The sequence below is a fragment of the Geofilum rubicundum JCM 15548 genome, assembly GCF_000974365.1.
In the GTDB taxonomy this organism is placed as follows: Bacteria; Bacteroidota; Bacteroidia; order Bacteroidales; family Marinilabiliaceae; genus Geofilum; species Geofilum rubicundum.
Genome location: NZ_BAZW01000011.1, coordinates 65,931 through 92,088, shown reverse-complemented (window position 1 = coordinate 92,088; position 26,158 = coordinate 65,931). Strand labels below are relative to the sequence as shown.

Annotated in this window: 24 protein-coding genes; 17 read left to right on the top strand and 7 right to left on the bottom strand. The window is 45.6% G+C overall.

Going from position 1 to position 26,158, the window contains the following annotated elements; genetic code table 11:
• Positions 1-164 precede the first annotated feature (164 nt).
• Positions 165-737, bottom strand: coding sequence for an AMP nucleosidase (locus JCM15548_RS07995; protein WP_262486940.1), 573 nt, complete (start codon positions 735-737; stop codon positions 165-167).
• Positions 738-1,092: 355 nt separating this feature from the next.
• Between JCM15548_RS07995 and JCM15548_RS07990 the strand changes: the two genes are divergently transcribed.
• The gene (locus JCM15548_RS07990; protein ID WP_062124146.1) at positions 1,093-1,554 is read left to right on the top strand and encodes a type I restriction enzyme HsdR N-terminal domain-containing protein; all 462 of its coding nucleotides are present in this window, start codon (positions 1,093-1,095) and stop codon (positions 1,552-1,554) included.
• On the opposite strand, the gene JCM15548_RS07985 is transcribed toward JCM15548_RS07990, so the two are convergent.
• From JCM15548_RS07985 to JCM15548_RS07980, 3 genes are read right to left on the bottom strand one after another with little or no spacing between them, the layout of a single operon-like run.
• Entirely contained in the window at positions 1,535-1,930 is a 396-nt protein-coding gene (locus tag JCM15548_RS07985; RefSeq protein WP_227625580.1) for a GNAT family N-acetyltransferase, read from the bottom strand. The two genes, JCM15548_RS07990 and JCM15548_RS07985, sit on opposite strands and share 20 nt — an antisense overlap.
• On the bottom strand, positions 1,927-2,070 hold the full coding sequence (locus tag JCM15548_RS23370) for a hypothetical protein (RefSeq protein ID WP_227625579.1): 144 nt from the start codon (positions 2,068-2,070) through the stop codon (positions 1,927-1,929). Before JCM15548_RS23370 ends, JCM15548_RS07985 begins: the two co-directional genes overlap by 4 nt.
• A gap of 31 nt (positions 2,071-2,101) precedes the next feature.
• Positions 2,102-3,751 carry a SusR-related protein gene (locus JCM15548_RS07980; protein ID WP_157482530.1) on the bottom strand — a complete coding sequence of 550 codons (1,650 nt, stop codon included), beginning with the start codon at positions 3,749-3,751 and terminating at the stop codon, positions 2,102-2,104.
• Positions 3,752-4,209: 458 nt separating this feature from the next.
• On the opposite strand from JCM15548_RS07980, the gene JCM15548_RS23365 reads away from it, so the two are divergent.
• The 10 genes from JCM15548_RS23365 to JCM15548_RS07945 all read left to right on the top strand — a co-directional run bounded on the left by JCM15548_RS23365 (position 4,210) and on the right by JCM15548_RS07945 (position 15,572).
• The gene (locus JCM15548_RS23365) at positions 4,210-4,632 is read left to right on the top strand and encodes a carboxypeptidase-like regulatory domain-containing protein (protein WP_227625578.1); all 423 of its coding nucleotides are present in this window, start codon (positions 4,210-4,212) and stop codon (positions 4,630-4,632) included.
• Positions 4,554-7,157, top strand: a complete 2,604-nt coding sequence (locus JCM15548_RS07975; protein ID WP_369403683.1) for a SusC/RagA family TonB-linked outer membrane protein — start codon at positions 4,554-4,556, stop codon at positions 7,155-7,157. Before JCM15548_RS23365 ends, JCM15548_RS07975 begins: the two co-directional genes overlap by 79 nt.
• Positions 7,158-7,168: 11 nt before the next feature.
• Complete coding sequence (locus JCM15548_RS07970) at positions 7,169-8,671, top strand: RagB/SusD family nutrient uptake outer membrane protein (RefSeq protein WP_062124136.1); 1,503 nt, start codon at positions 7,169-7,171, stop codon at positions 8,669-8,671.
• A gap of 30 nt (positions 8,672-8,701) precedes the next feature.
• Positions 8,702-9,754 (top strand): SusE domain-containing protein, encoded by a 1,053-nt coding sequence (locus JCM15548_RS07965; RefSeq protein WP_062124134.1) that lies wholly within the window; start codon positions 8,702-8,704, stop codon positions 9,752-9,754.
• Positions 9,745-10,200: a SusF/SusE family carbohydrate-binding protein gene (locus tag JCM15548_RS07960; protein ID WP_062124130.1), complete on the top strand. Its 456-nt coding sequence runs from the start codon at positions 9,745-9,747 to the stop codon at positions 10,198-10,200. The genes JCM15548_RS07965 and JCM15548_RS07960 overlap by 10 nt, the downstream gene beginning before the upstream one ends.
• A gap of 118 nt (positions 10,201-10,318) precedes the next feature.
• Positions 10,319-11,476 (top strand): glycoside hydrolase family 66 protein, encoded by a 1,158-nt coding sequence (locus tag JCM15548_RS25215; protein WP_262486939.1) that lies wholly within the window; start codon positions 10,319-10,321, stop codon positions 11,474-11,476.
• Positions 11,470-12,024: a glycoside hydrolase family 66 protein gene (locus JCM15548_RS25210; RefSeq protein ID WP_262486938.1), complete on the top strand. Its 555-nt coding sequence runs from the start codon at positions 11,470-11,472 to the stop codon at positions 12,022-12,024. The genes JCM15548_RS25215 and JCM15548_RS25210 overlap by 7 nt, the downstream gene beginning before the upstream one ends.
• Positions 12,025-12,034: 10 nt before the next feature.
• A complete protein-coding gene (locus JCM15548_RS23360) occupies positions 12,035-12,370 on the top strand; it encodes an alpha-glucosidase domain-containing protein (protein WP_227625577.1) in 336 nt (111 codons plus the stop codon).
• Complete coding sequence (locus JCM15548_RS07950; protein ID WP_227625576.1) at positions 12,367-14,541, top strand: glycoside hydrolase family 31 protein; 2,175 nt, start codon at positions 12,367-12,369, stop codon at positions 14,539-14,541. Before JCM15548_RS23360 ends, JCM15548_RS07950 begins: the two co-directional genes overlap by 4 nt.
• Positions 14,542-14,654: 113 nt before the next feature.
• A complete protein-coding gene (locus JCM15548_RS07945) occupies positions 14,655-15,572 on the top strand; it encodes a SusF/SusE family carbohydrate-binding protein (RefSeq protein ID WP_062124129.1) in 918 nt (305 codons plus the stop codon).
• Between the two features lie 519 nt (positions 15,573-16,091).
• Here the strand turns inward: JCM15548_RS07945 and JCM15548_RS07940 are convergent.
• Together JCM15548_RS07940 and JCM15548_RS07935 are read right to left on the bottom strand one after the other, a co-directional pair.
• A complete protein-coding gene (locus JCM15548_RS07940) occupies positions 16,092-17,675 on the bottom strand; it encodes a PD40 domain-containing protein (protein ID WP_062124127.1) in 1,584 nt (527 codons plus the stop codon).
• A 103-nt stretch (positions 17,676-17,778) separates the two neighbouring features.
• A complete protein-coding gene (locus JCM15548_RS07935; RefSeq protein ID WP_062124125.1) occupies positions 17,779-18,993 on the bottom strand; it encodes a glycosyltransferase family 2 protein in 1,215 nt (404 codons plus the stop codon).
• A gap of 146 nt (positions 18,994-19,139) precedes the next feature.
• Between JCM15548_RS07935 and JCM15548_RS07930 the strand changes: the two genes are divergently transcribed.
• From JCM15548_RS07930 to JCM15548_RS21565, 6 genes are all read left to right on the top strand, one after another.
• Positions 19,140-21,188 carry a sialate O-acetylesterase gene (locus JCM15548_RS07930; RefSeq protein ID WP_062124123.1) on the top strand — a complete coding sequence of 683 codons (2,049 nt, stop codon included), beginning with the start codon at positions 19,140-19,142 and terminating at the stop codon, positions 21,186-21,188.
• Positions 21,189-21,608: 420 nt separating this feature from the next.
• Positions 21,609-21,992, top strand: coding sequence for a hypothetical protein (locus JCM15548_RS07925; protein WP_062124121.1), 384 nt, complete (start codon positions 21,609-21,611; stop codon positions 21,990-21,992).
• Between the two features lie 83 nt (positions 21,993-22,075).
• Positions 22,076-22,981, top strand: a complete 906-nt coding sequence (locus JCM15548_RS07920) for a DUF4382 domain-containing protein (RefSeq protein WP_062124118.1) — start codon at positions 22,076-22,078, stop codon at positions 22,979-22,981.
• A 157-nt stretch (positions 22,982-23,138) separates the two neighbouring features.
• Positions 23,139-24,659 (top strand): rhamnogalacturonidase, encoded by a 1,521-nt coding sequence (locus JCM15548_RS07915; protein WP_083985034.1) that lies wholly within the window; start codon positions 23,139-23,141, stop codon positions 24,657-24,659.
• A 103-nt stretch (positions 24,660-24,762) separates the two neighbouring features.
• The gene (locus JCM15548_RS07910) at positions 24,763-25,290 is read left to right on the top strand and encodes a helix-turn-helix domain-containing protein (protein ID WP_157482527.1); all 528 of its coding nucleotides are present in this window, start codon (positions 24,763-24,765) and stop codon (positions 25,288-25,290) included.
• A 358-nt stretch (positions 25,291-25,648) separates the two neighbouring features.
• The gene (locus JCM15548_RS21565) at positions 25,649-25,801 is read left to right on the top strand and encodes a lmo0937 family membrane protein (RefSeq protein WP_157482525.1); all 153 of its coding nucleotides are present in this window, start codon (positions 25,649-25,651) and stop codon (positions 25,799-25,801) included.
• Positions 25,802-25,825: 24 nt separating this feature from the next.
• Here the strand turns inward: JCM15548_RS21565 and JCM15548_RS21560 are convergent, their stop codons facing one another.
• Complete coding sequence (locus JCM15548_RS21560; protein WP_157482523.1) at positions 25,826-25,975, bottom strand: hypothetical protein; 150 nt, start codon at positions 25,973-25,975, stop codon at positions 25,826-25,828.
• Between the last annotated feature and the right edge of the window lie 183 nt (positions 25,976-26,158).

Sequence of the window (26,158 nt, the reverse complement as noted above, 5' to 3'; positions counted from 1 at the left end):
CCCCTTCTCACGCTTCTCACCCTCTTGATCCCGCTTCACTTCGTCCCGCCGATTCCGCTTCGCTCCACCTCCTGACCTAACGACCTAACAACCTATTGACCTCTTGACCTAATCCCCATCAACCCTACCTACCCTTCTCACCCTCTCTTACCCTTCTCACCCTCTCAATTATCAAACTTCAAATGCTTCACCGATTTCCCATTGTGAATAATCTCTTCCAGCGCATTGACCCCCACCCGAATATGATTCTCCACAAACTCCTTCGTGACTTTCTTATCACTTTCGGCTGTTTTGATTCCGGTCGAAATCATGGGTTGGTCAGAAACCAGTAACAAAGCGCCTGTGGGAATAGAGTTGGCAAAACCCACCGTAAAAATAGTCGCCGTTTCCATATCAATGGCCATGGCCCGGGTTTTACTCAGGTACTTTTTGAAACGCTCATCATACTCCCACACCCTTTTATTGGTGGTAAAAACGGTTCCTGTAAAATAGTCCCTTCCCGAATCTCTGATAGAGGTAGATACAGCTCGTTGCAGACTAAAAGCCGGTAATGCCGGCACTTCCGGAGGTAAATAATCGTTGGAAGTACCATCACTTCGAATGGCGGCAATGGGCAAGATCAAATCGCCCAACTTATTGATATTCTTCAAACCCCCGCACTTACCCAAAAACAAAACCGCCTTAGGATTAATGGCACTTAAAAGATCCATGATGGTCGCCGCATTGGGACTCCCCATACCAAAATTAATGATGGTAATGCCTTTGGCACTGCAATTGGCATATTATGTCCTTCCCCAAATATGGGGGCATCATTCCATTTAGAAAACAATTCTACATAATGTCCAAAATTGGTCAATAAAATATAATCATCGAACTGATCGAGCGGTCGTCCTGTGTATCTGGGCAACCAATCTTCAACTATTTCTTGTTTTGTCTTCATATGTTATCTTTGAATTTAAACAAAGCGCTTTTACGATCTCGCTTTGGAATGGACAAGGCAAAGCATTTTCGGCGGCCGACTGCCTAAAAGCCGATAGACTAAGATAGAGGATTTTAATGATTTTATAGTAATTTGCGCCAAATAACCAACCAATGCAAGCACTCAAATTGCCTCCTTTCGACGCAAGGGTCAAAGAAGAAAAAGGGAAAAAACATATTTTCGACATCATCCGTAAGAAATTTGTTGTGCTCACACCCGAAGAATGGGTACGACAACATTTCATTCATTTCATGCTGGCGGCCAAATACCCGGCCTCATTGATGGCTGTTGAACGAATGGTGGTGGTGAACGGACTCCGGCAGCGGGCGGATATCGTTCTCTATAACCGACAAGGAAAACCCGCCTTGATTGTTGAATGCAAAGCACCGGAAGTACCAGTGAATAACACGACCCTGGCGCAGGCGGCCAGGTACAACATCCCCCTGCAAGTGGATTACTTAGTGGTGACCAATGGCATGGACAATTATTGTATTTTGCTCGACAAAACCGGGCAAAACCATCAGGTAATAGGTCAGATGCCAGATTTTGAAACCATCAACGGGAAGACGGTCTGAAACATTGAAACATTAATTCATCTTCATAACCCTTGCTGGTCTTTAGCCACTCCTGTTTCACACCGACCAGAGTGAAACCGGCCGACTCGAACAATTTAATACTGGCCGTATTGGATTCAGAAATATGACAGTACAGCTGGTGAAGTCCCAGGGTACTGAAGGCATAGGACATAAAAAGTTTTAACGCGGAAGCCGCTACACCCCTGCCCCGCCATTCCTGGTTCACCATAATACCCAACCCTGCCCGGTTATGAAATGGATCGAAATCAAACAGATCAATCATCCCCACCGTTACAGGTACCTCGTGCACCTTGTGTGCATCAATCATTAAGCGCAACTGCCTCGTCTGAAACACATCCAGTGCTGCATTCTTCACATACCTGACCAACTGGCTTTGCTGAAGGGCGCCAAAGTATTACTCACCGGCCAAAGCTCCATACGATTTTCCCAATCATATAGCAAATCCACATCACCCGGCTCTACCGCGCGCAATAAAACTTCATCGTTTTGTATCATACACCCAAAAATTAATCATTCATTCAAAGAATCATTGTCCGGTACCCGCACGGATTTGCATGATTTTGTCATCAATATCATCGCTGCTGAGATTCGTCTTATTCTTAAATTTGGCTTTATAGGAATAAACGGTATTTACGGAAATATTGAGAATTTCTGCAATACTTTCGCTCTCGTCAACACCAATTCTTATTAAGGCAAAAACCCGTAATTCATTGTTCAATAGATGCCCCTTTTTTATAAATAACTCCTCTTCCGGACGCAATAAATTTTTAATGTCAGAAATAAAATTTGGAAAAATGCTTAAAAAAATCTGATCGAAACTTTTAAGTAAATGGTCCCGCTCTTCCTTGGGTTTAATATTATTCAGCAAGGATTCAATTTTGTCAGTATTTTTACTGATTATCAATTTGTTAATGGAGGTAACAATACTAACCAGCTTCTCAATATATTTGGCATTCATCCGTAAGAAATACCCGATATAACGTTCCTTAATTTTATTGGATTCCTGTAATTGAATATTGACAGATTTCGTTTCCACATAGTTTCGTCTTATTATTGACTGGATTTTTTTCATGCTAAAGATCTGACGGAACAACACAATGGAAAAAAAAGTCAGTGCAATGATTAACAAAGTTATACCCACCAAATATTTGGTGAGCACCTGTTTTTTCTTCACTTCAGAAAACAGCACATCCTGCTCAATTTTAGCATAAACATCAGAAGCATGCAAACGACGCATTCTCGATCCAAAAATGTCGGCATCACTGCGCGCCTTTTTGATGTATTGATAAGCAATGTCGTTTTGACCAGTTTTGTATAAATGGTCGGCAAGGACAATAAGTGAAATACCACCTTTGATGCCCATTTCATAATCGATGATGGCCGATTTTATAAGGTGATCCTGACCGGATTCATTTCTCGCATCATTTAAATGAATAAATCCCAGAACAGCATGGGCCATTGCCTGATGCGCGGACTCCATTTTTGGAGTATTCAGAATACGTTGATAGTAAATTTCTGCTGAGTCCACTTGCTGAGTAGCCAGAAACCGGAATGCTTTGACACCTAAAACTTCACCAGAATTTGGAGGGCCAACCTGAATGGTAGAATCAACATAGGCTGAGGCAATTTTTCGGTTTCCGGGGGCAAAGAAATTATCATCCTGAAAATCGGCAAGATCATAATACGTATAGGTAAGTTGTTCGTAATATTTAACGATGTAAAAAGAATCCAGTAGCGATAAATCAATGGTCCTAAGTGAATCAATGGCTTCAGAGTATAAGCCAACCGAGGACAACAAGCGCCCTAATCGGAATTTAGAATAAGCATAAACAGAATCACGGTGTTGTTGCGCACTGAGATCCAGCACCTGTCGATAATAATGAAAGGCACTATCGTAAATGTAATGTTCATAAACCTTAGCCAAATTTAAATAAGCCTTGAGGATACTGTCCTGGTTTCCTGTTTCAAGGGCCCTATTCATTGGTAAATGAAAGGTTCTGATAGCACTTTCCTTTTCACCAATGGCTTCAACATCCTGCCTGATCAACTCATTCAACTGATCAAAAAGCTCTTTTTGACTGGATGATTTGTCATGACAACCATTAAAAAGAAAAGCCCCCATAGTAAGGATGGCTATTGAAACAAAAAAGGCACTCATGGGTCTTATCCTATACATGCATCTTTACTTTCTATGACAAAATTAACAAATATCTAACCAATATAGTCGACCCAAGATATGGTTTATACCAGGAAATAGCGAAAAAAAAGCCATTCCGGTATGGATTTTTCCTGAACGGCATCTGTATTTTTCACTCACCAACAACACCCTATCATTCTATATTTTAATCTTTTAACACATAATGCAATCTTGAATTTTTAATATAAATTTCTCCACAGCGAACAGGAGACGTACTTTTGATGTGTTAATGTTTGTTTCCGAATCTAAAGAAAATCGCCATGAGAAATTTGACAAAAAAAACTCGACGAATGAAGAAGTGTTAACTGACGAAAAGACATGAATAAAACAGGCTAAAAGACATCCTTTTCAGACAGAACATTTTACTTATTGTTAACCATTATTTTTAATGTGCCATGCAGAGAATAAATAATTACCTAAAAATCGCCCTATTAGTTATGGGACTTCTTTTTGCTTCCATGGCAGAAAGTCAACAAATTAATGTTACCGGCCAAATAACCGACCGGACAAACGGTGATAAGATACCGGGCGTGTCGATATCGGTCAAAGGAACCACGCTGGGAACAGTGAGTGATATCGACGGATCCTATTCAATCATGGCCAATACCGGCGATGTGCTGGTATTTTCTTTTATCGGCTATGAAATCCTGGAAGCAACTGTTCCGTCATCGGGGCGGGTAGACATCGTTTTGGAAAGTACCATATTTAACATGGAGGAAGTGGTTGTGATAGGTTATGGTACCATGAAGAAAAGCGACCTGACGGGGGCGGTCTCCTCCGTATCTTCGGGAGATTTAACTTCTGCACCGGTATCCAGTATTGGCGAAGCCTTCAGGGTAGAGCTTCTGGTCTTCAAGTAGTCAATACCGGCAAGCCGGGTGATAATGTAACGATGAAGATCAGGGGTCTGGGCACCATCAACGACAGTAATCCTCTAGTGGTTATTGACGGGGTACCTACCGATTTAGGTTTGAATGCCCTCAATCCCAACGACATTGAAACGGTGGATGTTCTAAAGGATGCATCTGCCACAGCCATCTATGGCGCACGGGGTGCTAACGGAGTTGTAATGATTACCACTAAAAGGGGAACGAAAGGTGAAAGCCAGATCTCCTTCAGCAGTAACTTCAGCGTTCAGGAAGCCATTGGCATGCCTACCCTGTTGAATGCGACTCAGTATGCCCAATTGAACAATGACATGCTTCAAAATGCCGGCATGACGACCAATCCCGACTGGACCGACCCTACTGCTTTGGGCAAGGGAACCGACTGGATGGGCGAATTAATTGATTTGGCACCCATGCAAAACTATTCCTTAAGCTATTCCGGCGGTTCAGACAACAGCACTTATTATGTATCCGGGAGCGTCTTTGATCAGGAGGGACTGGTGCGCAACACAAAGTTCCGCAGGTACACTTTTCAGTTCAATAAAGATGCCCAGGTAAAAGAATGGATCAAATTTTCGAACCAACTCACCGTTAGTCACGACATCAAAAGTCAAGGCGACTACGACATAATGGCCACCATGCGCGCATTACCTACCCAATCGCTCTACTTCGACGACGGCTCATGGAGCGGACCGGAAGGTCCGGTTGAATGGGTAGGAGGTATCCGCAACCCTATTGGCACAACAGAAAAAAACACGCAGGAAACCAAAGGCTATAACGTTCTGGGAAATATCTCAGCCGAGATATCTCTTTTTAAAGGACTAAAATTCAAAACCCTGGGTGGTATTGATTTTAAAAGCTGGTATGGAAGCAGTTTTTCCCCTGCATATGCCTGGAAACCAATTGCTGTGGAGACTTCTTTTAAGCACCAAAGTGCCAATAAAAGCTTAACTTATTTGTGGGACAATTATTTCACTTACGATCAAAGCTTTGGCAATCATACCGTGAATGCGATGGGTGGCATCAGTGCGCAGACCAATCAGTTCGATTTTATGAGTGGATCTGTCAATACATTTTTAAGGGATGAAAACAACCAACTGGACAACGGACTTAAGATTCAAAGTCTGAATGGAAATGCCAGTGAGTGGTCTTTGCTTTCATACATCGGTCGTATCAACTATACCTTTGCCAACAAATATTTAGTGACCGCAACTGTCCGCCGCGATGGATCCTCTCGATTTGGCGAAAACAACAAATGGGGATTGTTTCCTTCTTTCTCGGGAGCATGGAGAATCAGTGAAGAGAGCTGGTTTCCTGATTTCTACTTGCTAAACGACCTTAAAGCACGTGTGGGTTACGGTGTAACCGGGAACCAAAACATCGGCAATTACGAGTTTGCTGCCATCTATGACATGGGAACCTATATGTTCAATGGCAACCCGGTATCTACACTGGTGGCCAACAGGATGCCCAACCCAGGCATTATGTGGGAAGAAGTTGAGCAAATGAACGTTGGCGTTGACCTGACCATGTTTAACCAACGACTCATGCTTAGCTTGGACGGCTACGTAAAAAACACCAATAACATGTTGGTGCCGATGGCGGTGCCCATTTCTACAGGGTATTCAGACCATGATGTGCCCAACATCAATGCCGGACAAATGTCGAACAAAGGTGTTGAATTGAGTTTGACCACCCACATATTGAGAGGCGCGTTCGATTGGACAACTTCCGTGAATACGACTTTAAATAAAAACGAGATCGTTGATTTGAACAGCGATTCACCCATGTATCAGAATTCCATTGAGAATTCCAATATTTCCATTCAATCGGTCAATCACCCCATGAATTCATTTTACGGATTTGTGGTAGATGGCATTTTTCAAAACCCTCAGGAGGTTAGCAATTCCGCTGTTCAAATTGTTGGCGGAACGGCGCCGGGCGACATTCGCTTTAAAGATTTGAACAACGACGGCATCATCAATGACCAGGACCGCACTTACATTGGAAATCCGAACCCTTCCATTATTTACTCCATGAACAACCGTTTAGCCTGGAAGGGGTTCGACCTGGAAATATTTTTGCATGGGCATGCCGGCAATGATATCTACAATGCCAACCGAATGACCCTGGAAGGCATGAAGGTTTCTGAGAACCAGAGCACAGCTGTTTTAAATCGCTGGACACCCGGCCATACGAACACCTCCATGCCAAGAGCCATCTACGATGACCCAAATAAAAACACCAGAGCATCCAACAGATACATTGAGGACGGAAGCTATCTGAGATTAAAGAATGTTTCGCTGGGCTATTCCATTCCGAAAGAATTGTTAAACCGCTTTGACATAGGTGAGGCAAGAATCTACCTGTCCGCTCAGAATCTGGCAACCATCACCGGTTATTCAGGCATTGATCCCGAAGTTGGTATCAATGGTATTGATTATGGTGCATACCCGCTCACACGGACATACAGTATTGGTTTAAACCTGAACTTCTAATAAATATTCCTATGAAAAATATAACTTTTTTCGCAACACTGACTTTAGCCCTTTTGCTCACTTTCACTTCCTGTGAAGACTTTCTGGAGAAGGCACCGATGGACAAGGTAAGTACCGATGGTACTTTAACCGAAGCCGATGCCGTTGCCATGGTAAATGCCGCCTACCAGCCACTACAATGGCCCAAGCTATACAACATGCGCATGTGGACCACCGATATAATGGCAGGCAATAGTGTGGTGGGTGCCAACGGCGGAACAGATGGTATAGAGACCTCCGATTTGGCCAATTTCACGGCCTCTTCGGCCAACGCAGCTGCCGTAGATATTTGGCGGGGACCCAATCCGGGAATCCTGCGTTGCAACCTCGTATTGCAAGAAATCCCGCAGCTGGACATTGATGAGGCTTTAAAAAATCGCTTGTTAGGTGAAGCCTACTTTTTAAGAGCCCATTACAACTTTATTTTGGTACGGGTATTCGGGGATGTTCCCTTGTCCCTAACCCCTGCACTGCCGGGCAGTGACTTAAGTCAGAAAAGAAAACCTCAGGAGGAGGTCTATCGTCAAATACTCAAAGACACACAAGCGGCCATTGAACTTCTGCCGGCAAAAAGCGAATATGGCAATAGCGATTTAGGTCGTGCCAGTAAAGATGCCGCGCTGGCTATGATGGCAAAAATTAAACTAACACTGGCGTCTACCAATATTCTGCAGGGAGATTTCTACACCAGCGTCATAAACCTGTGTGATTCCGTAACAGCCTTAGGGTATGATTTAGCTCTGTACAATTATGCCGACAATTTTGATGCGCGCATTGACAACAATCCGGAGTCATTATTTGAAGTGCAATACGACGGAGATCCCAGCGAAGATTTCTGGGGCAACGCTAACCGTTCCTCATGGCTAAGCACCTTCATGGGACCCCGAAACTCCGGTCTGGTAGCCGGTGGCTGGGGTTGGAATCAACCCACCCAGGAATTTGTGGATGCTTATGAAGAAGGTGATTTGCGCAAAGACATAACCATTTTTTATGAAGGCGGACCATCCTTTGATGGCAAAGATTATGACCCTTCGTGGAGCGGAACAGGCTACAATGTCCGAAAATTCCTTGCACCATTCAGCGTTTCGTATGAGTACAATACCAACCCCGCCAACTTTGTGGTATACAGGTATGCGGATGTGCTTCTGATGAAGGCGGAGGCATTGAATGAACTGGGACGCACCAACGAAGCTGAAGAGCCCTTAAATATGGTTCGCGACAGAGCAGGCCTTGCTCCAATAGAAGATCAGACCCAGGATCAGATGAGGGAGCTAATCATTCATGAAAGAAGGATGGAATTGGCGTTTGAGGGCCATCGCTGGTTCGACCTGGTGCGGATTCAGGATGGGGCCTATGCTGTTAATTTCTTCAAATCAATCGGCAAGCAAAACGTGACCAGGGACAGATTGCTCTTTCCCATTCCGCAGGAGGAAATTGATGACAATCCTCAAATGACACAAAACAAAGGGTATTAATCCAAACCAGGAACTAAAGAATGACCAGTTATGAGAACAATTAAGATATATAGTTGGATAGTGGCACTTTTGACAGGCATGGGCTTTACCTCATGTACCGAAGACCATATGGAACTAAATAAAGGATACGATGTTTTGACCGTTTCGGCCAGCGCAGACACCCTTGATCTGGACGTAAAAGCACCAGATGCCAGAGCCATTACCTTTGAATGGACCAGTGGGTCGAACATGGGAACCGGCGCCGCCATTGAGTACACTTTTCGCATGGATGTGGAAGGCAACGCCTTTCAGGGAGGCATTGTGGAATATATGGGTAAAGGCGTCTATTCCTTGAGCTACACCAATGAGCAGCTGACCAGGCTAATGCTGGAAGAATTGGCCCTGCCAATTGATGAAGATGCCACCATAGAAGTAAGCATTGTGGCGGAAGTCTTGAATGAGACGGTAGAACCACAGCTAAGTGACCCCATCAAAATAGTGGTGACCCCCTATCGCCCGGTAAGCAAGACGCTTTATCTGGTAGGCGATGCCACCCCTAATGGCTGGGATGCCGGTGCGGCCACCAAAATGACCGCCATAAGTGGCGAAGCAGGTGGGTTTGTATGGACCGGCGAGTTACGCAACCCAGGCTCCTTTAAATTCATTACCAGTCTGGGCGAATTTTTACCCTCCTACAACAAAACCATGTCTGGCACATCTGAGGCTTTGTATTTACGCGAAAGTGACGAGGATCCGGATGAGCCATTCACCGTACCTGCGAGTGCATTTTACCGCATTACGGTCAACATTATTGACCTGACCTATTCCATTGAAGAAACCGATGGCATGGCGGGACCAAAATATGACCACATCTATTTTGTCGGATCCTTCACCGGATGGAGTCATGTTGCCATGAAGCAGGATGTGATCAATCCCTTCCTATTCCGATTTGGAGATGTAATGGAATGGACCGGAGGAGGCGAATTTAAGTTCGGGACTGCTTCGGGAAGCTGGGACGACATGTACCATCCCACCATTGCGAATGCACCCTATACACATTCAGAGGTCATGCAGAATGGCGAAGGCGATCACAAGTGTTGTTAAGTGAAGCCGAATCGAATAAGCCCTACAAACTGTACCTGGACATCACAGAAGGTGAGGAAAAAATGGTCATGAGCGTGTTTACGCCTTATGAAAACATGTACCTTGTCGGAAGTGCAGCACCCGGTGGCTGGGATTTAGGCAATGCAAGCCCCATGACCTTAGATTCGGAAAATCCGTATGTATTTTCATGGACAGGAGCAATTACCGCCGGCGAATTAAAATTTTCATGCGACAAGCAAAGTGATTGGAATGGGGCATGGTTTATGCCGGTTGAGGCAGACAGAGTGCCAACAGGTGAGGTAGAAGATATGCTTTTCACCGACAAATCAGCACCCGAATATGCCGATTATATGGATGTGGACATGAAATGGAACATCCAGTCGGCCGGAACCTATACCATCACCCTGGATCAATTAAAAGAAACGGTGCGTATTGTTAAGCAGTAAATATTGAACATAAATAATCTCTACGGCTGTTGTTATGCAACAGCTGCAGAGATACTTTTAAGACGTTGATTATGATGAGACTTTTGTTAATCACACTCCTTGCCGCTCTGTTTGTATCGTGCGACGACAGCAACGATTTAACGAACAACAATGGTGCGATGCCAACATTGTTACAGCTGTTCAGTTAGAAAAGGACAAGGCGCTATACATGCCCGGGGAGCAGGTTTCTTTTAAGGCAGATAAAGAATTGGGAAGTGACGTTTATATCAGATACTCCTATTTGGGCGATGTGATAGAAGAAGTTCCGGCAAGCGGTAAAACATGGACCTGGACGCCTCCACAGGAGGACTTTAGAGGATATATGGTGGAAATTGTGTCAAAAGGGGAAGACCATGAAAGCTATATGGGTAGCATGGCTGTGGATGTATCTTCCGACTGGAAAAAATTCCCCAGATATGGCTTTTTATCGCATTATGGACCAATGAGTGAGGAAGCCATTAAAAAAGTCATCCACAACCTGAACCGCCACCACATCAACGGTGTGCAGTACCAGGACTGGCACTACAAACACCACAAACCGCTGGCAGGTACTCCGGCAAACCCGGCAGAAACATGGAAAGAGATAGCCAACCGCACCAATTCAAAACAGACGATCGACCAATACATTGCTGAAGGACGAGAGAGAGGCATGAAATCCATCTTTTACAACCTTTGTTTTGGCGTTTTGAGTGATGGTGCCAGTGATGGCGTACAAGAGGAATGGTACATTTTTAAGGACAAGTTCAGAAATAACAAGGATTACCATGGCTTGCCCAAACCGTACTTTTGGAGCGACATCTACCTGACCGATCCGGGTCATTCCGGTTGGTTAAACTATATGGCCCAACAAAATGACGATGTGTACCAGGTCTTTGATTTTGATGGCTTTCAGATTGATCAGTTGGGCAACAGGGAAACCGTTTACGATTACAACGGTAACGTTGTGAATCTGCCGGAACAATACCTGAAGTTCATCGATGCCATGAAAAATGAACATCCTGAGAAAGCGCTCATCATGAATGCGGTGAGTGAATACGGGCAGGAACAAATTGCACAAGGAGACATTGATTTCTTTTACAATGAAGTCTGGGGTGACACCCCAAAATTCACTGATTTGGAGCGCATCATCCATGAAAACAACGCATTCAGAAACGATTTAAAAACCGTTTTTGCCGCTTACATGAATTACAATGTAGCCGATGGCCAGGCTACTTCAATACGCCGGGGGTTTTGCTGACCGACGCGGTGATGTTTGCCTTCGGTGGCTCCCACCTGGAGCTGGGTGAGCACATGCTGGGCAAAGAGTATTTTCCCAACAATAATCTGCAGATGAAAGGGGACTTGCAAAGGGCACTGGTCAACTACTACGATTTTATGGTGGGCTATCAAAACCTTTTGCGCGACGGTGGAACTTTCAACACAGAAAGTGTGGATATTTCCTGCACCAACGGACGCATGGATGTGGCCGCATGGCCTCCACAAACAGGCAAAGTGGCATCTGTAGGAAAATTGGTGGACAACAAACAGGTCATCCATTTAATCAACCTGTCGGTGGCCAACAGTTTTGACTGGCGCGACCTTAACGGCAACCAACCGGAACCCACGATGATTGAAGATGCCGGCATGAAATTCAGAACCGATCGTACGGTTAAGAGGATATGGGTGGCTTCACCAGATTTGAATGGTGGCGTTCCTCAAGAAATTAGCTTTAACCAAAACGCAGTGAGTACCTCTTTTAAAATGCCAGGTCTTAAGTATTGGGGCATGATTGTGATAGAATACTAAACGAAATATTATGAAGTTATATAGGTTGTTGCTGTTGGTTTGTTTTACTTGGTTTCTGTTACCCGGAGCTACCGGGACAGGTATGGATCGGTCAGAAGACATTCGTCCCGGAAATATTCTGGCATACAAAATCGATGGAAAGGAAGTGGTTTTCACCTGCGAAAACGACTTTCAGGTCAAATTATCGATATTGGGATCCGATGTGATCAAAGTCTGGATGGATCCAAAGGGTGAATTCATGCGCTCAAACCCCTCCTTCGCGGTTGTTAATGAAGCCTTTGAGGGTATCGAAGAAGTGAATATCCAGGAAACCCCGCAGGCTATGAAATATATACAGGGACGTTGATTCTTAGAATTAATGCCCGGCCCTTCAGACTAAGCATTTTCGATAAATATCAGCGCCTGCTGCTCGATGACTACCAGGAAAACGGTTTTGTGCAAAAGCAAGCGGACAAAGTGGTGTATAAAACCCTCAAAAAAGATGAATTTTTCCTGGGACTGGGAGAAAAGGGAGGCTCACTCAACCGACGAGGCCAGTCCTTTACGATGTGGAACAGTGATAAACCTTGCTACTCGGCAGACGAAGACCCGCTTTATAAGAGTATTCCCTTTTTTTTGAGCAGTTATGGCTATGGTGTCTTTTTGGACAACACCTATAAGACAGAATTTAAAATGGGTTCTGAATCGGAGGATTACTATTCGTTTCAGGTACCAGGCGGCGAAATGGTTTACTACGTAATGTACGGACCCGACTATAAGCAAATAATTGGTCGCTATACCCAATTAACCGGACAGCCCATCATGCCCCCGAACTGGGCACTGGGATTCTCTCAAAGTCGCGGCTTGCTGACCAGAGAAGACCTGACAAGGGACATTGCTGAAGGCTACAGATCCAGAAATATCCCCTGCGACATCATCTATCAGGATATTGGATGGACACAGCATTTGCAGGACTTTAACTGGAGAGAGGGCAATTATGAAAACCCTCGAAAAATGCTGAGCGACTTGGCGGATAAAGGATTTAAAGTCGTGGTATCCCAGGACCCCGTTATTTCGCAAGTCAACGAAAGTCAATGGTTTGAAGCCGACTCATTGGGCTTTTTCGCTACCGACATCCGAACCGGAGAAAGTTATGACATGCCATGGCCATGGGGTGGCAATTGTGGGGTGGTTGATTTTACCCATCCGGAGGTGGCCAACTGGTGGGGTGAATACCAGCAAAAGCCCATCAATGACGGGGTTAAAGGTTTTTGGACAGACATGGGCGAACCCGCCTGGAGCAACGAAGAAGATGTAGACCGACTCAATATGCAGCACCATGCAGGCATGCACGATGAAATACATAATGTATATGGCTTGGAATGGGATCGAATTGTGACGGAACAGTTTGAGAAACACAATCCCAACACCCGGATTTTTCAGATGACCAGAGCCGCCTATGCCGGTTTACAGCGCTATACCTTTGGATGGTCGGGTGATGCAGGTAATGGAGGTAATATATTAAACGGCTGGTCGAGTCTGGCGGGTCAGATTCCCCTGGCCCTCTCATCCGGTATGGGACTCATCCCCTTTTGGGCCACCGATATTTCCGGTTATTGCGGGGACATTTCAAGCTATTCAGGCTTTGCTGAGCTATACACCCGATGGTTGCAATTTGGCGCCTTTAATCCACTGAGCCGCATTCATCACGAAGGCAACAATGCCGTGGAACCGTGGTTGTTTGGCGAAGAGGTCCTGGAAATTGTTAAGGAAGCCATTGAGCTAAAATATCAACTGTTTCCGTACTTGTACAGTTATTCAAGGGAGGCTTACGATACGGGACTGCCCATTATGCGGGCCCTTATTTTGGAGTATCCCGATGATGCGGAAGCCTTAAAAGCGGAACATCAGTTTCTTTTCGGAAGTGAGTTGCTGGTGGCGCCTGTCGTGGAACAGTATGCCTCTATCAAACGGGTTTACCTGCCTGCCGGTGAATGGGTGGATTTTCATGATCCGTCAAATATTTTTAGGGGGCGACAGTGGATAGATTATCCCGTAGATTTATCAACCGTTCCCATTTTCGTCAAAAAGGGATCCATTATCCCCATGATGCCCGTGATGCAATACATCCACGAAGAGGACAATTACCCTCTGACATTTATGGTGTTTCCCGCCAACAACGGCCATCAGGCAACGGAATTTTCGTTATATGAAGACGATGGCGAATCAAATAATTACAAAAGGGATCAATTTGGTAAGCGGATTATTCAGTACAGCTTCAACAATAGTGGTGCCGAATTAAAAGTTTCCGCTCAGGAAACAAATGGCTATCCATTGACCCAACGTGACTACCACATAAAAGTAATTAACACACAGGAGCCCAAACGCATCGAACTAAATGGCAAAAAGATTCGCCAATCGAGAAGGCCATCCGACAATGAAAAATTACAATGGTATTGGGATAAGGAAAATAACACCTGTGTGATAACGATACCTGAGCCTGACAAAGACCTTAAGCTTACTGTGACCCATAAATAAGCATTTCAATTCACCAATCAATTTTACACCTGATAAATCAATGGCAGCGAACTTCGTTCTTGCCATTGATTTTCTCCTAAGACAGTTTTTTTTAATCCTTAAAACTTTTAATTATGAAACTAAATCTACATTTAATTAGTTTGTTTTTGCTGGGCTTGTTTTCTCTTTCAACAGTCCATGCGCAGTACGATTACATGTCCATTGTTGGGGATGCTACTTCAGCAGGTTGGGCTGCTAATGGCCTTCAACTGGATCAAAATGGCCAAATTTTCACCTATAGAGGTGAGTTAAAAGCCGGAAGTTTTAAATTCCATGCTTTTAATGGTGATTTTTGTGAAGGTGAATGGATTAATGCAACAGAGGATGGACAGGCTTTAACCGCAACAGACTACATTGTTACGACCGGCTGTGAGGGACCTGACAATAAGTGGAGTGTCACCACACCTGGAAGTTATTCCATCACCATTGATTTGGATGCTTCCACTATTCAAATCATTGAACTTGACTATTATCCGAACCTTTCGCTAGTCGGTGATGCTACCCCGGGCGCTTGGAGTTTGGATTTGGCATCAGACATGCAAGTGGATGAGTTGAATCCGGCCCTATTCACATGGACAGGAGATTTGGTTGCCGGAAGTTTTAAAATAGCCACCATAAAGACTTTTGATGATGGTTGGGATTGGATTATGCCATTAACACAAGGTCAAGATTTAGGCTTAACCAATTATCAGGTTACGCTATCCGGATCAGGAACTGATAATACCTGGATCATTGATGCCGCAGATGCCGGAAAATATGACATCAGAGTAGATCTCGAATCAGAAACCATTGCTATCAGTAAGTCCGCAGCCACAAAGATTCCTAATTTCGATGCATCTAATGTACAGGTATGGTTCAACGAAACAAATGGCCAACTGACTGTTGACATGAACGACCAAACAGAAGGTAATGTCACCGTATATTCCAGCACCGGAAGTCTAATCACCCAGGCCAAAGGAATGGGCACCATTGTTTTGGATGCTTCTGCCTGAACGGTCCGGGATTAAAACTGGTAAAGGTTTCAAACAATCCATTCGACAAAGTATTTAAGATTATGGTTCAGTAAGAACTTAGGTAGAATTCACCAGGTACTTATTAGAACTTAGGAAAGAAAAATTCAGTACCAGTAAGAAATAAGGCAGGCGATGGAAATTTAAACCATCACCTGCCTTTTATACTTTATTTGAAAATACCTTATAATATCGCTACACCAGACCCATCCCAACCAACAACCTCCCCTCTCAACCTTATTCCCCATCCACCCTTCCTACCCTTCTCCCCCTCTTGATCCTTTCTTCCCTTCCTTCCCCATCACCCCCTCTCACCCTTCCTGCCCAATCAACCCTTCTCCCCCTCTCAACCTATTGACCTATTAACCTATTGATCCCGCCTTGCGGGATTCCGCTTCGCTTCGTCCCGCTTCGCGGATTCCGCTTCGCTTCACCTCCTGACCTAATACCCGACCAACCCTTCCTGCCCTTCCTACCCCATTGACCAAATAACCTATTGGCCTACTCCCCCCTCTTCAACATAATAGGCTCCAGATAGGTGGCACGATTACGGGTCCCATAAACATCTCGCACTTCAAGTGTGAAAACTTGCTCAAAAGGCTCATAACCTTCAGTCTGTAATTCTAAGCGGTAGCTCCTTCCTGCTGGCAATACCGCTACAAACTTACCGGTGAGAGAATTGGGCCGGTAAATACCTTGCAGCAACTCATTCTCTTGGTCGTAGATCCGCACCACAGCATCGCTGTAGGGCATTTTATTTTCATCATAAATGTGGCTGGCCACAACGGCCAATGATCGGTCATCTTCTGAAGGAAAAGTAATCAGGTAAATGTCTGTGGAACCGAAGCCATCGGGTTGGCGCGAGGCATAGTACACCCTTTGTCCGTCCGGTGTAGGCATGAAAAAGATATCGTCATCCGGTGTATTAATGGGGTAGCCCAAATTAGTGGGTTCACTCCACTCCCCGTCCACATCGTCCAAAATGCTGGAAAAAATATCATAACCACCCATGGAAGCATGTCCCTCTGAAGAGAAATAGAGGGTGCGACCATCGGGATGCAAGAAAGGACTCTCCTCGTTCAGCGGGGTATTGATTTCAGGCCCCAGATTCAGCGGTTCACCCCAAAAGCCATCGGGCAAAAGATGAGACACATACAAATCCTTTCCCCCATAGCCACCTGGCCGGTCACTGGTGAAGTAAATGCGCTCGCCATCGAGGCTCAGACTGGCATGACTTTCATTATAACCCGAATTAATTGGCGGAGGAAAGGGAATGGGCTCTGTCCATTCGCCAAACTCCAGTCGACTTTCATAAAGATTCCCAATGGCGCCATCGTTTTGAAAAAAGAAAAGGGAATTGCCATCGGGACTTAAGCTAACAGTGGCCCGGTTACCATAGTAATTTCCGGGCAGTTCCAAAGGGGTGGCAGCTGTCCACGCCCCATCCCGCCAATAGGAAACATAAATATTTTCAAAATACTGCCCCTCCTCTCTTTCGGTTTCACTCAGGGGGCGGTTTGAGGTAAAGTAAATGGTCGATTCATCCAGAGCCACTACCGGACTATGATCGTCGTGTGAAGAATTGAAAGCCCTGCCCATCGTTTGAATCTCAAAGGGGACCGGATTCTGAACCATATAGAGCGCTTGCTCTCCATAGGCAATTTCCCGATTCACGGCCTCAATCAGGTCACCCTCCGATGAAGGAATCACTTCCAAAAGCTCGGTATGTAAGCCGAGGGCCTCCTCGAAACGGTAATCCAGGTGCAAGGCCTGTGCCTTGTAAAACCGTGCCTCGAGAGCTCTTCGTGAGGGTTTGTCCTCCAGTGGATAATGCTCAATGGCGATATCAAATAACTCCAGAGCCCTTTCAGAACCACCGGGCACACTCAAATAAGCAATGCCCGATAAAAGATAGGCTTCCCTGTTCACATCCTCACCCACCAATAAGGGTTGCAGCACACTAATGGCCTGTGTGAAACGATTGTTGTCGATATGTGACTCGGCCGTTCGCAATGCACGACGTTGAGAAAAGCCATCCAAAGCAAAAAAGCTCAGTAACAAAAAAACAGTAAAAATAGTCCGCATAATCAAATAGCTTCTAATGAATATCAAAAACCCAAATCAAACAATTAACACATTCGGCAAACTGACTATTATCACATCATCTCACAAAACGACCTTCATCGGGCTAATCAAGTTTGGTAATAACGGTTCTGTTAGAAGAAGAAACCGGATGAAAAACCATTTTTCGTCCGGGAGCCAACCACAACAGCCTTTTACAAAAAAAACCTTTTATTCGCACAAAATCAAGAATTTTTGACGGACGGCATGAGGAAACATCCAGAAGGCAGGTTTCTGCAGATACAGCATCCTTTAAAGCAGCATCTGACAACACTTTTCCCTTTCCGGAAATCAGGGTATCAGCAACGCAGGAAGAGGACCATTGGTCGCCCGCCAAAACGACATAATCGCCCTGCAGCGGATAGGCAGGAGCTACCACCTGAGGAGACGGTAATAGCCGGCGCAAGGAGGATAACAGACCGAGGGTAGCAATCATCCATTGGACCAAAAGTCGCTGCACCCCATTTTGGCGCGCGCCAAAATGTTTTTTATAAAACAGTTCCATGGCCCCATAAAACATCTTCACATAACGCTGGTCCTTCGCTGTACTTTCTCCTTTAAAATGCACAATCTTAATGTCCGACACATAATAATTGGTGAAACCAGCCTGATGAATGCGCCAGGACAGGTCAATGTCCTCCCCATACATAAAAAACGTCTCATCAAAACCGCCCACCTTTTCAATGGCGGCTCTGGAAAGCACCATAAAAGCCCCGGAAAGAATTTCAACCGGAGCGGTCTCTTCCACCGGCAGATGCCCCATGTAATAGCCGGCCCATGTTTTGGAGGCAGGGAACAGCGTGGACAAGCCGGAAAACCGGCAAAAGGAGCGAAACAAGGTGGGCAATCCTCTTTTTGATTCCGGCAAAAAGCGCCCCGTACCGTCGCACATATGAACGCCCATGGCTCCGCACGTTTGGTGGGCATCCATAAAAGTCACCACCCTTTGTGAGAGGTCCTCGGGCACAAAAGTATCGGGATTCAACATCAGATAATAACGTCCACGCGCTATTTGCATGCCCTGATTACAGGCAGTGCCAAAACCCACATTGCTTTGGTTGGCGATAAGGATCACCTGCGGAAACTGCTCCTTGATTGACTGAACCGTATCATCTTGACTGTCATTGTCCACCACAATCACTTCCAGACGCTCATCCGTCTGCCACAATAAACTGTACAAACACAACTGCACAAACGACCGGCAATTGTAGGTAACAATGACCACCGACAAATCAATTTTTTCGCTCCTGGGCGACCTATTTAATAATTCTGTACGCATCATTGCATAAATAATATCAATTCCGAAAGATAATATTTCTTAAATTTACGTGGGTTAAAAAATCAGCACCCGGACAATATAGCATTTGTTTCTGTTCAAGAAACGAAATAACGGCTTATTTCTATCAACAATCCTATAAATTCAGCACAATGCAATTATCGAACTTCATCAAAACAGCCCTCCTGGTCATGACCACCCTTCTTTTGAGCGCTTGCGCCAAAGATGCGCAATTAAGTCTGCCTGCCCTGTTTACAGACAACATGGTACTGCAGCAAAACAGCCAAGCCGCCATTTGGGGCAAGGCCTCTCCGGGCACCGAGGTGACGGTGAGTGGCGACTGGGGCGCCAGCGCATCTGCTACCGCAGCTGATGACAGCACCTGGCTGCTCAACCTGACCACTGCTAAAGCAGGTGGTCCGTATGTCCTGACCGTTTCGGCCCGCCAGTCGTCCATCACCATCAACAACGTATTGCTGGGCGAAGTGTGGTTGGGGTCGGGACAATCGAACATGGAAATGCCCCTGACCGGCTGGCCGCCCAATGATTTGATCATGGATTCAGAAGCCACCATAAACGCCTCTGAGAATCCGGACATCCGGATGTTTACAGTGGTCCGCAACACCAGTGCCCTGCCACTGGAGGATGTAACGGGCAACTGGCAGATGGCCTCCCCGGAGACTTCCGGCCGCTTTAGCGCCACCGCCTATTTCTTTGCCCGAAAACTCCACCGGGAGCTGAACGTTCCCATAGGCATCATTCACAGCAGCTGGGGCGGAACGCCGGCAGAAGCGTGGGTCAGCGGCCAAATGCTCGCCATAGATAAAGATTACAGCAGCATTATCGAACAAATCAAAGAATTGGGTCCACAGGCAGAGCTGTACAACGAGTGGCTCAATCAACACGAAAGCACCCTAATCTCTATAAAGGACAATAAGGACCCCTTAATTGGCATCGATATTTTTGACGAATACTGCACCAATCCATCCACCTCTACCGAGGAATGGCCCGTTATGTCGATCCCCGGCACCTTCGAAGAAAGCGAGATAGGAGCATTTGACGGCGCTGTCTGGCTGCGCCGGGAAGTAAAAATTCCTGCCGAATGGGAAGGCCGGAATTTGGTTTTAAATTTGGGTCCCATTGACGATCGGGATGTGACCTACTTCAATGGCATACAGGTGGGCGCCACCGAAGAAGACGGCTTTTGGCAAATGGAGCGTCGCTACACCATTGCCTCTGAATGGGTCAATGCCGGCAGAGCCGTCATTGCTGTAAGAGTGATTGACACCCAGGGGGGTGGCGGTTTCGGCGGGCAGTCGGAGGACCTGACAATTGCGCCGGAAAATCAGCCGGAAGCAGCCATTCATCTGGCAGGCGATTGGCCCTACATGGTGGTAGGTGAATTAAGAGGCAACCGACTTTACCTCTTAAATCCCGAAGACAATGACTTTGCTGACCGTCCCTCTTTGTCGCTGGCCCTGACCGCTCACACGCCATCTGTGCTTTACAATGCCATGATAGCCCCCTTAACCCCCTATACCTTGAAAGGCGCCATCTGGTACCAGGGCGAATCCAACGTTGGCCGGGCCCATCAGTACATGCGACTGAAATCCATGTTGGTGACCGACTGGCGCAACCAGTTCGAAAACCCTGATCTTTCCTTCTATTATGTGCAATTGGCACCCTGGCACTACAACGATTTAGATGGTCATGCATCGGCCCACCTGCGTGAAGCCCAGCGCCGCATGATGGATTTGCCCAACACGGGCATGATTTCAACTTTGGACATTGGTAATGTGGACAACATACATCCGGCCAATAAAACCGATGTAGGTGAAAGGTTAGCTTTATGGGCACTGGCCCATGATTATCAGATGGAGGTGCCCTTCTCGGGCCCTGTTCCGGCAGAAAAAGAAACACAAGGCAATGCCCTCCACCTGTCGTTCAGACATACGGAGGATGCCCTAATTATCAACGAAGAGGTACCCAACCAGTTTGAAATAGCCGAGGAAGACGGGGTTTTCCATCCGGCTCAGACAGAGATCAAGGGTGACACCCTCATCCTGAGTTCTCCCCAGGTATCCGAACCTGTGAATGCCCGCTATGCCTACAAAAATGGCAGTGAAGCCAGTCTGTTCAACAGTGCCGGACTGCTAGCGCCGTCCTTTAGTACGGAAAATGAAATAGCAGAAAGCCATTAGGTTTTCACCCATCATCAACAACTGTTTGCGAAATAATTCTTTTTAAAAGCAAGCGCGTCTAACATTTCTTTCCGCTTAAACAAAAGCACTATTCTCCCAGAGAGCCGGTTACGCCGGCTCTCTTTTTTTATCTGCATCCGCAAAAAAATCTGATTTCGAAAAAAAAACAACCTTCCTTAATCAATAGTTCGTTAAACTTTTTTATTTGCTTAATTTACAAGCAGTTATGATCCTGCCGCCTGTATGCGTAATTGACTTATAATTAAGGACTTGCTAATACCTAACGACCTAATAATCTAACGACCTATTGTTAAAAACTTCACCATTTATTCATGTTCAGGGTCGCATCTTTGAATCATCAAACAATCAGAATCGGGTGTTTAACCCTTTTAGATGTAAACATCAACTAAAAGAAAAAAAATGAAAACAAAATTATTTTTGGCAGCCCTCGTACTGGTCAGTGCAGGTGCCATAGCACAGGAGCCCGAGCAAACAAGAACCCGTGAAGCCCTACAGGCGCAAGAACGCGTCCATGATGGCGTTCCTGCCGAAGATGCCTTGCAAAAACGTGAGCAAAAAAGACTGGAACGTACAGAACGCAAAAATGCCCGTAAAGAAGAAGCCCTTCAGAAACGCAGTCGTGGTTTAGAGCGCAGCGAAGCAGCCCGTACCCGCTCACAATCCATGCGCCAGGAAAATGCCCGCATGGAAAACAGAAAAAATGCCCGTCCCGAAAGATCCGGGGAATCAGCAGGCAATGCCCAGCGTGCCCGGACTGAAAACCGTTCAAAGGGCGGAAAGTAACCGACAATAAACACACCGTTAAAACTAAATATCCGGGTAAAGTTTATTTACCCGGATTCAGTTAATCATAAAAAAACAGTACTATGAAAAATATCTTTGGAATAATGCTCATGGCATTTACCTTAATTGCCTTCACCGCGTGTGAAGAAAGTGAAAAAGGAAAAGGCACACTCAATCTGGCCATTACGGATGCCCCCATCGATACGGATGGCATTTCCGGTGTATATATTACCGTTGTGGGGCTGCAATACCATTCTTCCGCCGATGGCTGGGTCACCATTGAAGATTTTGAAGGACCAGCAACCTATGATTTACTGGCACTGACCCGTGGGGAATTTGAGATGCTGGGGAATTTTGAATTGAACGCCGGTCATTACAGTCAGCTAAGATTCATGCTGGACGCTACGGAATACGGACAAGGAGCCCCCACAACTTCAGGTGCTTACATCGAATTCGACGATGGATCCACCTCCCCCTTATTTGTACCCTCAGGTAGCCAGTCGGGTTTCAAAGCCGTTGGAGCCTTTAGCATACCCGTAAACGGAGAAGCCTATGTCACAGCCGACTTTGATGTTCGCAAGTCGATTGTAAAAACCGGCATGAACGACCGCTACATCCTTAAGCCGGTCATTCGACTGGTGGTTGACAACCAGGCCGGAAGCATTGAAGGTCACCTCTCGGGCATTGAAGACGAAGCCAATTATGTGGTATATGCCTATGCAGAAGGCAGCTATACCGAAGACGAAGCCGCAGAGCCGGAAGAAGAAATGCCGCGTTTCCCCAATGCCGTGAGCAGTGATGTCGTGGATGTTGATGACTACTACCACATCGCCTTTCTGGCAGAAGGATCCTATGATTTAGTCGTCGTTCGCACCACCGAAGAAGGTGAAGTGGAGGTCATCGAAACCATAGAAAATGTAGAAGTAGAAAGCAAAACAACCACCACCCTTGATATTGCGTTAAGTCTGAATGTGGTGATGGAAATATAAAAACATATTGATTTTTGGGTTAGGGTTAAGGTAGAAGGGACTGCGAATAACGATTCGCGGCCCCTTCTTATTTTAAATCAATCAAAAAACACTAAATTTGTTGTTACGCAAAAAGATTCCCGGGTGATTGGCCCTTCAACAAAAACACACGACTTCCATGAATTATTTCAAATTCCTGTTTACCCTGTCCCTCCTTATTTCTCTGCAATCGCCGGCATGGGCCGGCGAATGGCATAACATAAAAGACTATGGGGCTCAGGGAGACGGAAAGACGCTGGATACCCAGGCCATTAATTCTGCCATTGAAGCCGCTTCCGAAAAAGGTGGCGGAACCATCTACTTTCCACCAGGAATATATCCCTCCTTCTCCATTCGTCTTAAAAGTAACATCCGACTGCATCTCGACATGGGCGCTACCCTTCTGGCTGCCAGTCCGGACAACCACCCCGGCCAGGGCTACGACCCTGCCGAACCAAATGTGTGGGGCGACTCACTGGAATACCAGGATTTTGGCCACAGTCACTGGAAAAACAGCCTCATTTGGGGCATTGGTCTGGAAAACATTGTAATAGAAGGCTACGGCCGCATTGACGGGCACGGACTGGTCAAACACGGTCGGCGAACCCCGGGTTTGGGGAATAAAGCCATTGCTTTGAAAGAATGTAGAAATATCACGATCAAGGACATCACCATCTTCCGTGGCGGGCATTTTGGCATTTTACCCACAGGGGTGGACAATTTCACCATTGACAATGTAAAGATAGACTCCAACCGGGATGGCATCAACATTGATGCCTGTCGGAACGTACGCATTTCCAACTGTCAAATCAACACCCCCAACGACGATGCCATTGTGCTCAAAAGCAGCTATGGACTTGGCTATGCACGTGCCACTGAAAATGTGGTCATTAACAACTGTCACGTTTCGGGCTATGATTTGGGAACCATGCTGAATGGCACCTTCCAAACCACGCAAAAAGCGGCGCCCGACAAAGGAGCAGTGACCGGTCGCATCAAATTGGGTACCGAATCCAACGGCGGCTTTAAAAACATTACCATCAGCAACATCACCTTTGATCATTGCCGGGGATTTGCTCTGGAGACCGTGGACGGCGGATTCATGGAAGACATTACCATCACCAACATTACCATGCGGGACATCCTCGACTCGGGCTTTTTTATCCGATTGGGCAGACGACTTAGAGGACCGGAAGGTATTGTACCCGGCAAAACCAATCGCATCCTCATTTCCAACGTCACCATGACCGGTGTTCCACCCCGTTATTGCGCCATGGTCATGGGCATTCCGGGACACCCCGTAGAGGGTGTCACCTTCAGCAACATCCGGATGCTGGCTGATGGCGGTGCGCCTGAAACCCAGGCCCAAACAGAAGTCCCTGAAAATGAAGATGGCTATCCCGACCCCATGTATTTCGGTGATTTACCGGCCCATGGCTTCTATGTGCGACATGCCAAAAATCTGACCTTTGATCATATTGAAGTCCGTTTGATGCAGTCAGACGGCCGCCCGGCATTTATTCTGGATGATGTGCACCAAAGCGAACTGCGACAGATCAAAACGGATAAAAAAGGCAGCCATCCTTCCCTGATCCAAAAGGAAAGCAGTCAACTTAAAATCGAGCATTTCGAAGGGATGGAAAACAGTCCCGTCTTATAAATTATTTATCTCAATGATTTTGATGTAAATTTGTCATAGCAGGAACAATTCAAAAACAGATTGGGAGCATGAAGCTTTTCATTAAATACATGGTTAGCCTTCGATGCAAATTGATGGTAAAAAAGAGAAACTCAAGAAATTAGGTATCAAATACGTGGTTATTGATTTGGGTGTGGTGGAGATACTGGAGGACATAACGCCCGAACAACACGACCAACTTAAAATACTCTTGCTTGAATCCGGCCTGGAGCTCCTTGATGACAAGAAGAGCATCCTGATTGAAAGAATAAAAAATGTGGTGACCGAAATGATTCATCACAGCGATGAGCTACCCAAGGTGAACTTCTCAGATTATATCAGCGAAAAACTGGGCTACGATTACACCTACCTGTCCAACATTTTTTCTGAAGTAAAAGGCATTACCCTGCAGCATTACATCATCATGCACAGAATTGAAAAGGTGAAGGAACTACTGCTTTATGATGATCTGAATTTAACTCAGATATCCTACAGACTGCAGTATAGCAGTGTAGCACACCTGTCCAATCAATTTAAGAAAGTCACCGGCCTCTCGCCCTCCTTCTACAAACTGCTCAAGCAAAAACGGGGACATAATCTGGAACACCTTTGATCTGATCCTTCACGTTTTTCCGGAATAAAAATCAGCTTTCCCGCACCGGGTTGGGCACATGTCAGGCATCCCTCAAAACAATCCGCCCTCGTCTTCTGGCTGGTAAGCATTTCGTCAAAAACATTTTCTGATTTTGTTTAATACTAACAAAACACCATCGCCTCACTATCACTACAAAACCTTTGATCATGAAGTTTTTTTGTGCAATTAAAGGACATCATAATTTATAAATCTATTAAACTTTAGACAGAAAAATAAGTGAATTATATAAATTGTAATAATAGTTATGTAACAATTATTGTTTTCAGAAGCCGCATCTTTGTCGTATAGTTAATATCCACCTTAAATTTAAAAAATCATGGGAAATTTGTTATACATAGTCGCAGTGGTGCTAATCATTCTTTGGCTGGTTGGATTTTTAGGATTCCAGGCCGGAGGAATCATCCACATTCTTTTAGTGATTGCTGTCATAGCCGTATTGCTTAGAATCATTCAGGGAAGAAGGCTTTAATAAACAAAAGTGACATTATTTTATTTACAATAAACAAAATAATACTTCCGATTCCGTGCGGGCCGATTTCATCAATTCGGACAGGTTAACGGTTTCTTTAGGGTCAACTTCCAAATCAAACAAATATTCCGTGGCATCCAGTTTTTCAATCTGAAGGCTATGTCCTTCGCCCATATTGTGACGATTGTAGCCAAAACCAGAGCGCTCACCCGCTACAATGTATTTCCATTTTCCCTGGCGCAGGCCTAGTCCGTCACGGTAGACAAGCCTTTAGCATCGCCTGGTTGAGAAAACACCCCTGAAAGAAGGCAGAAAAACATTTTTCCTCTTATGAAGATTAAGAGCCCCGATCACCCA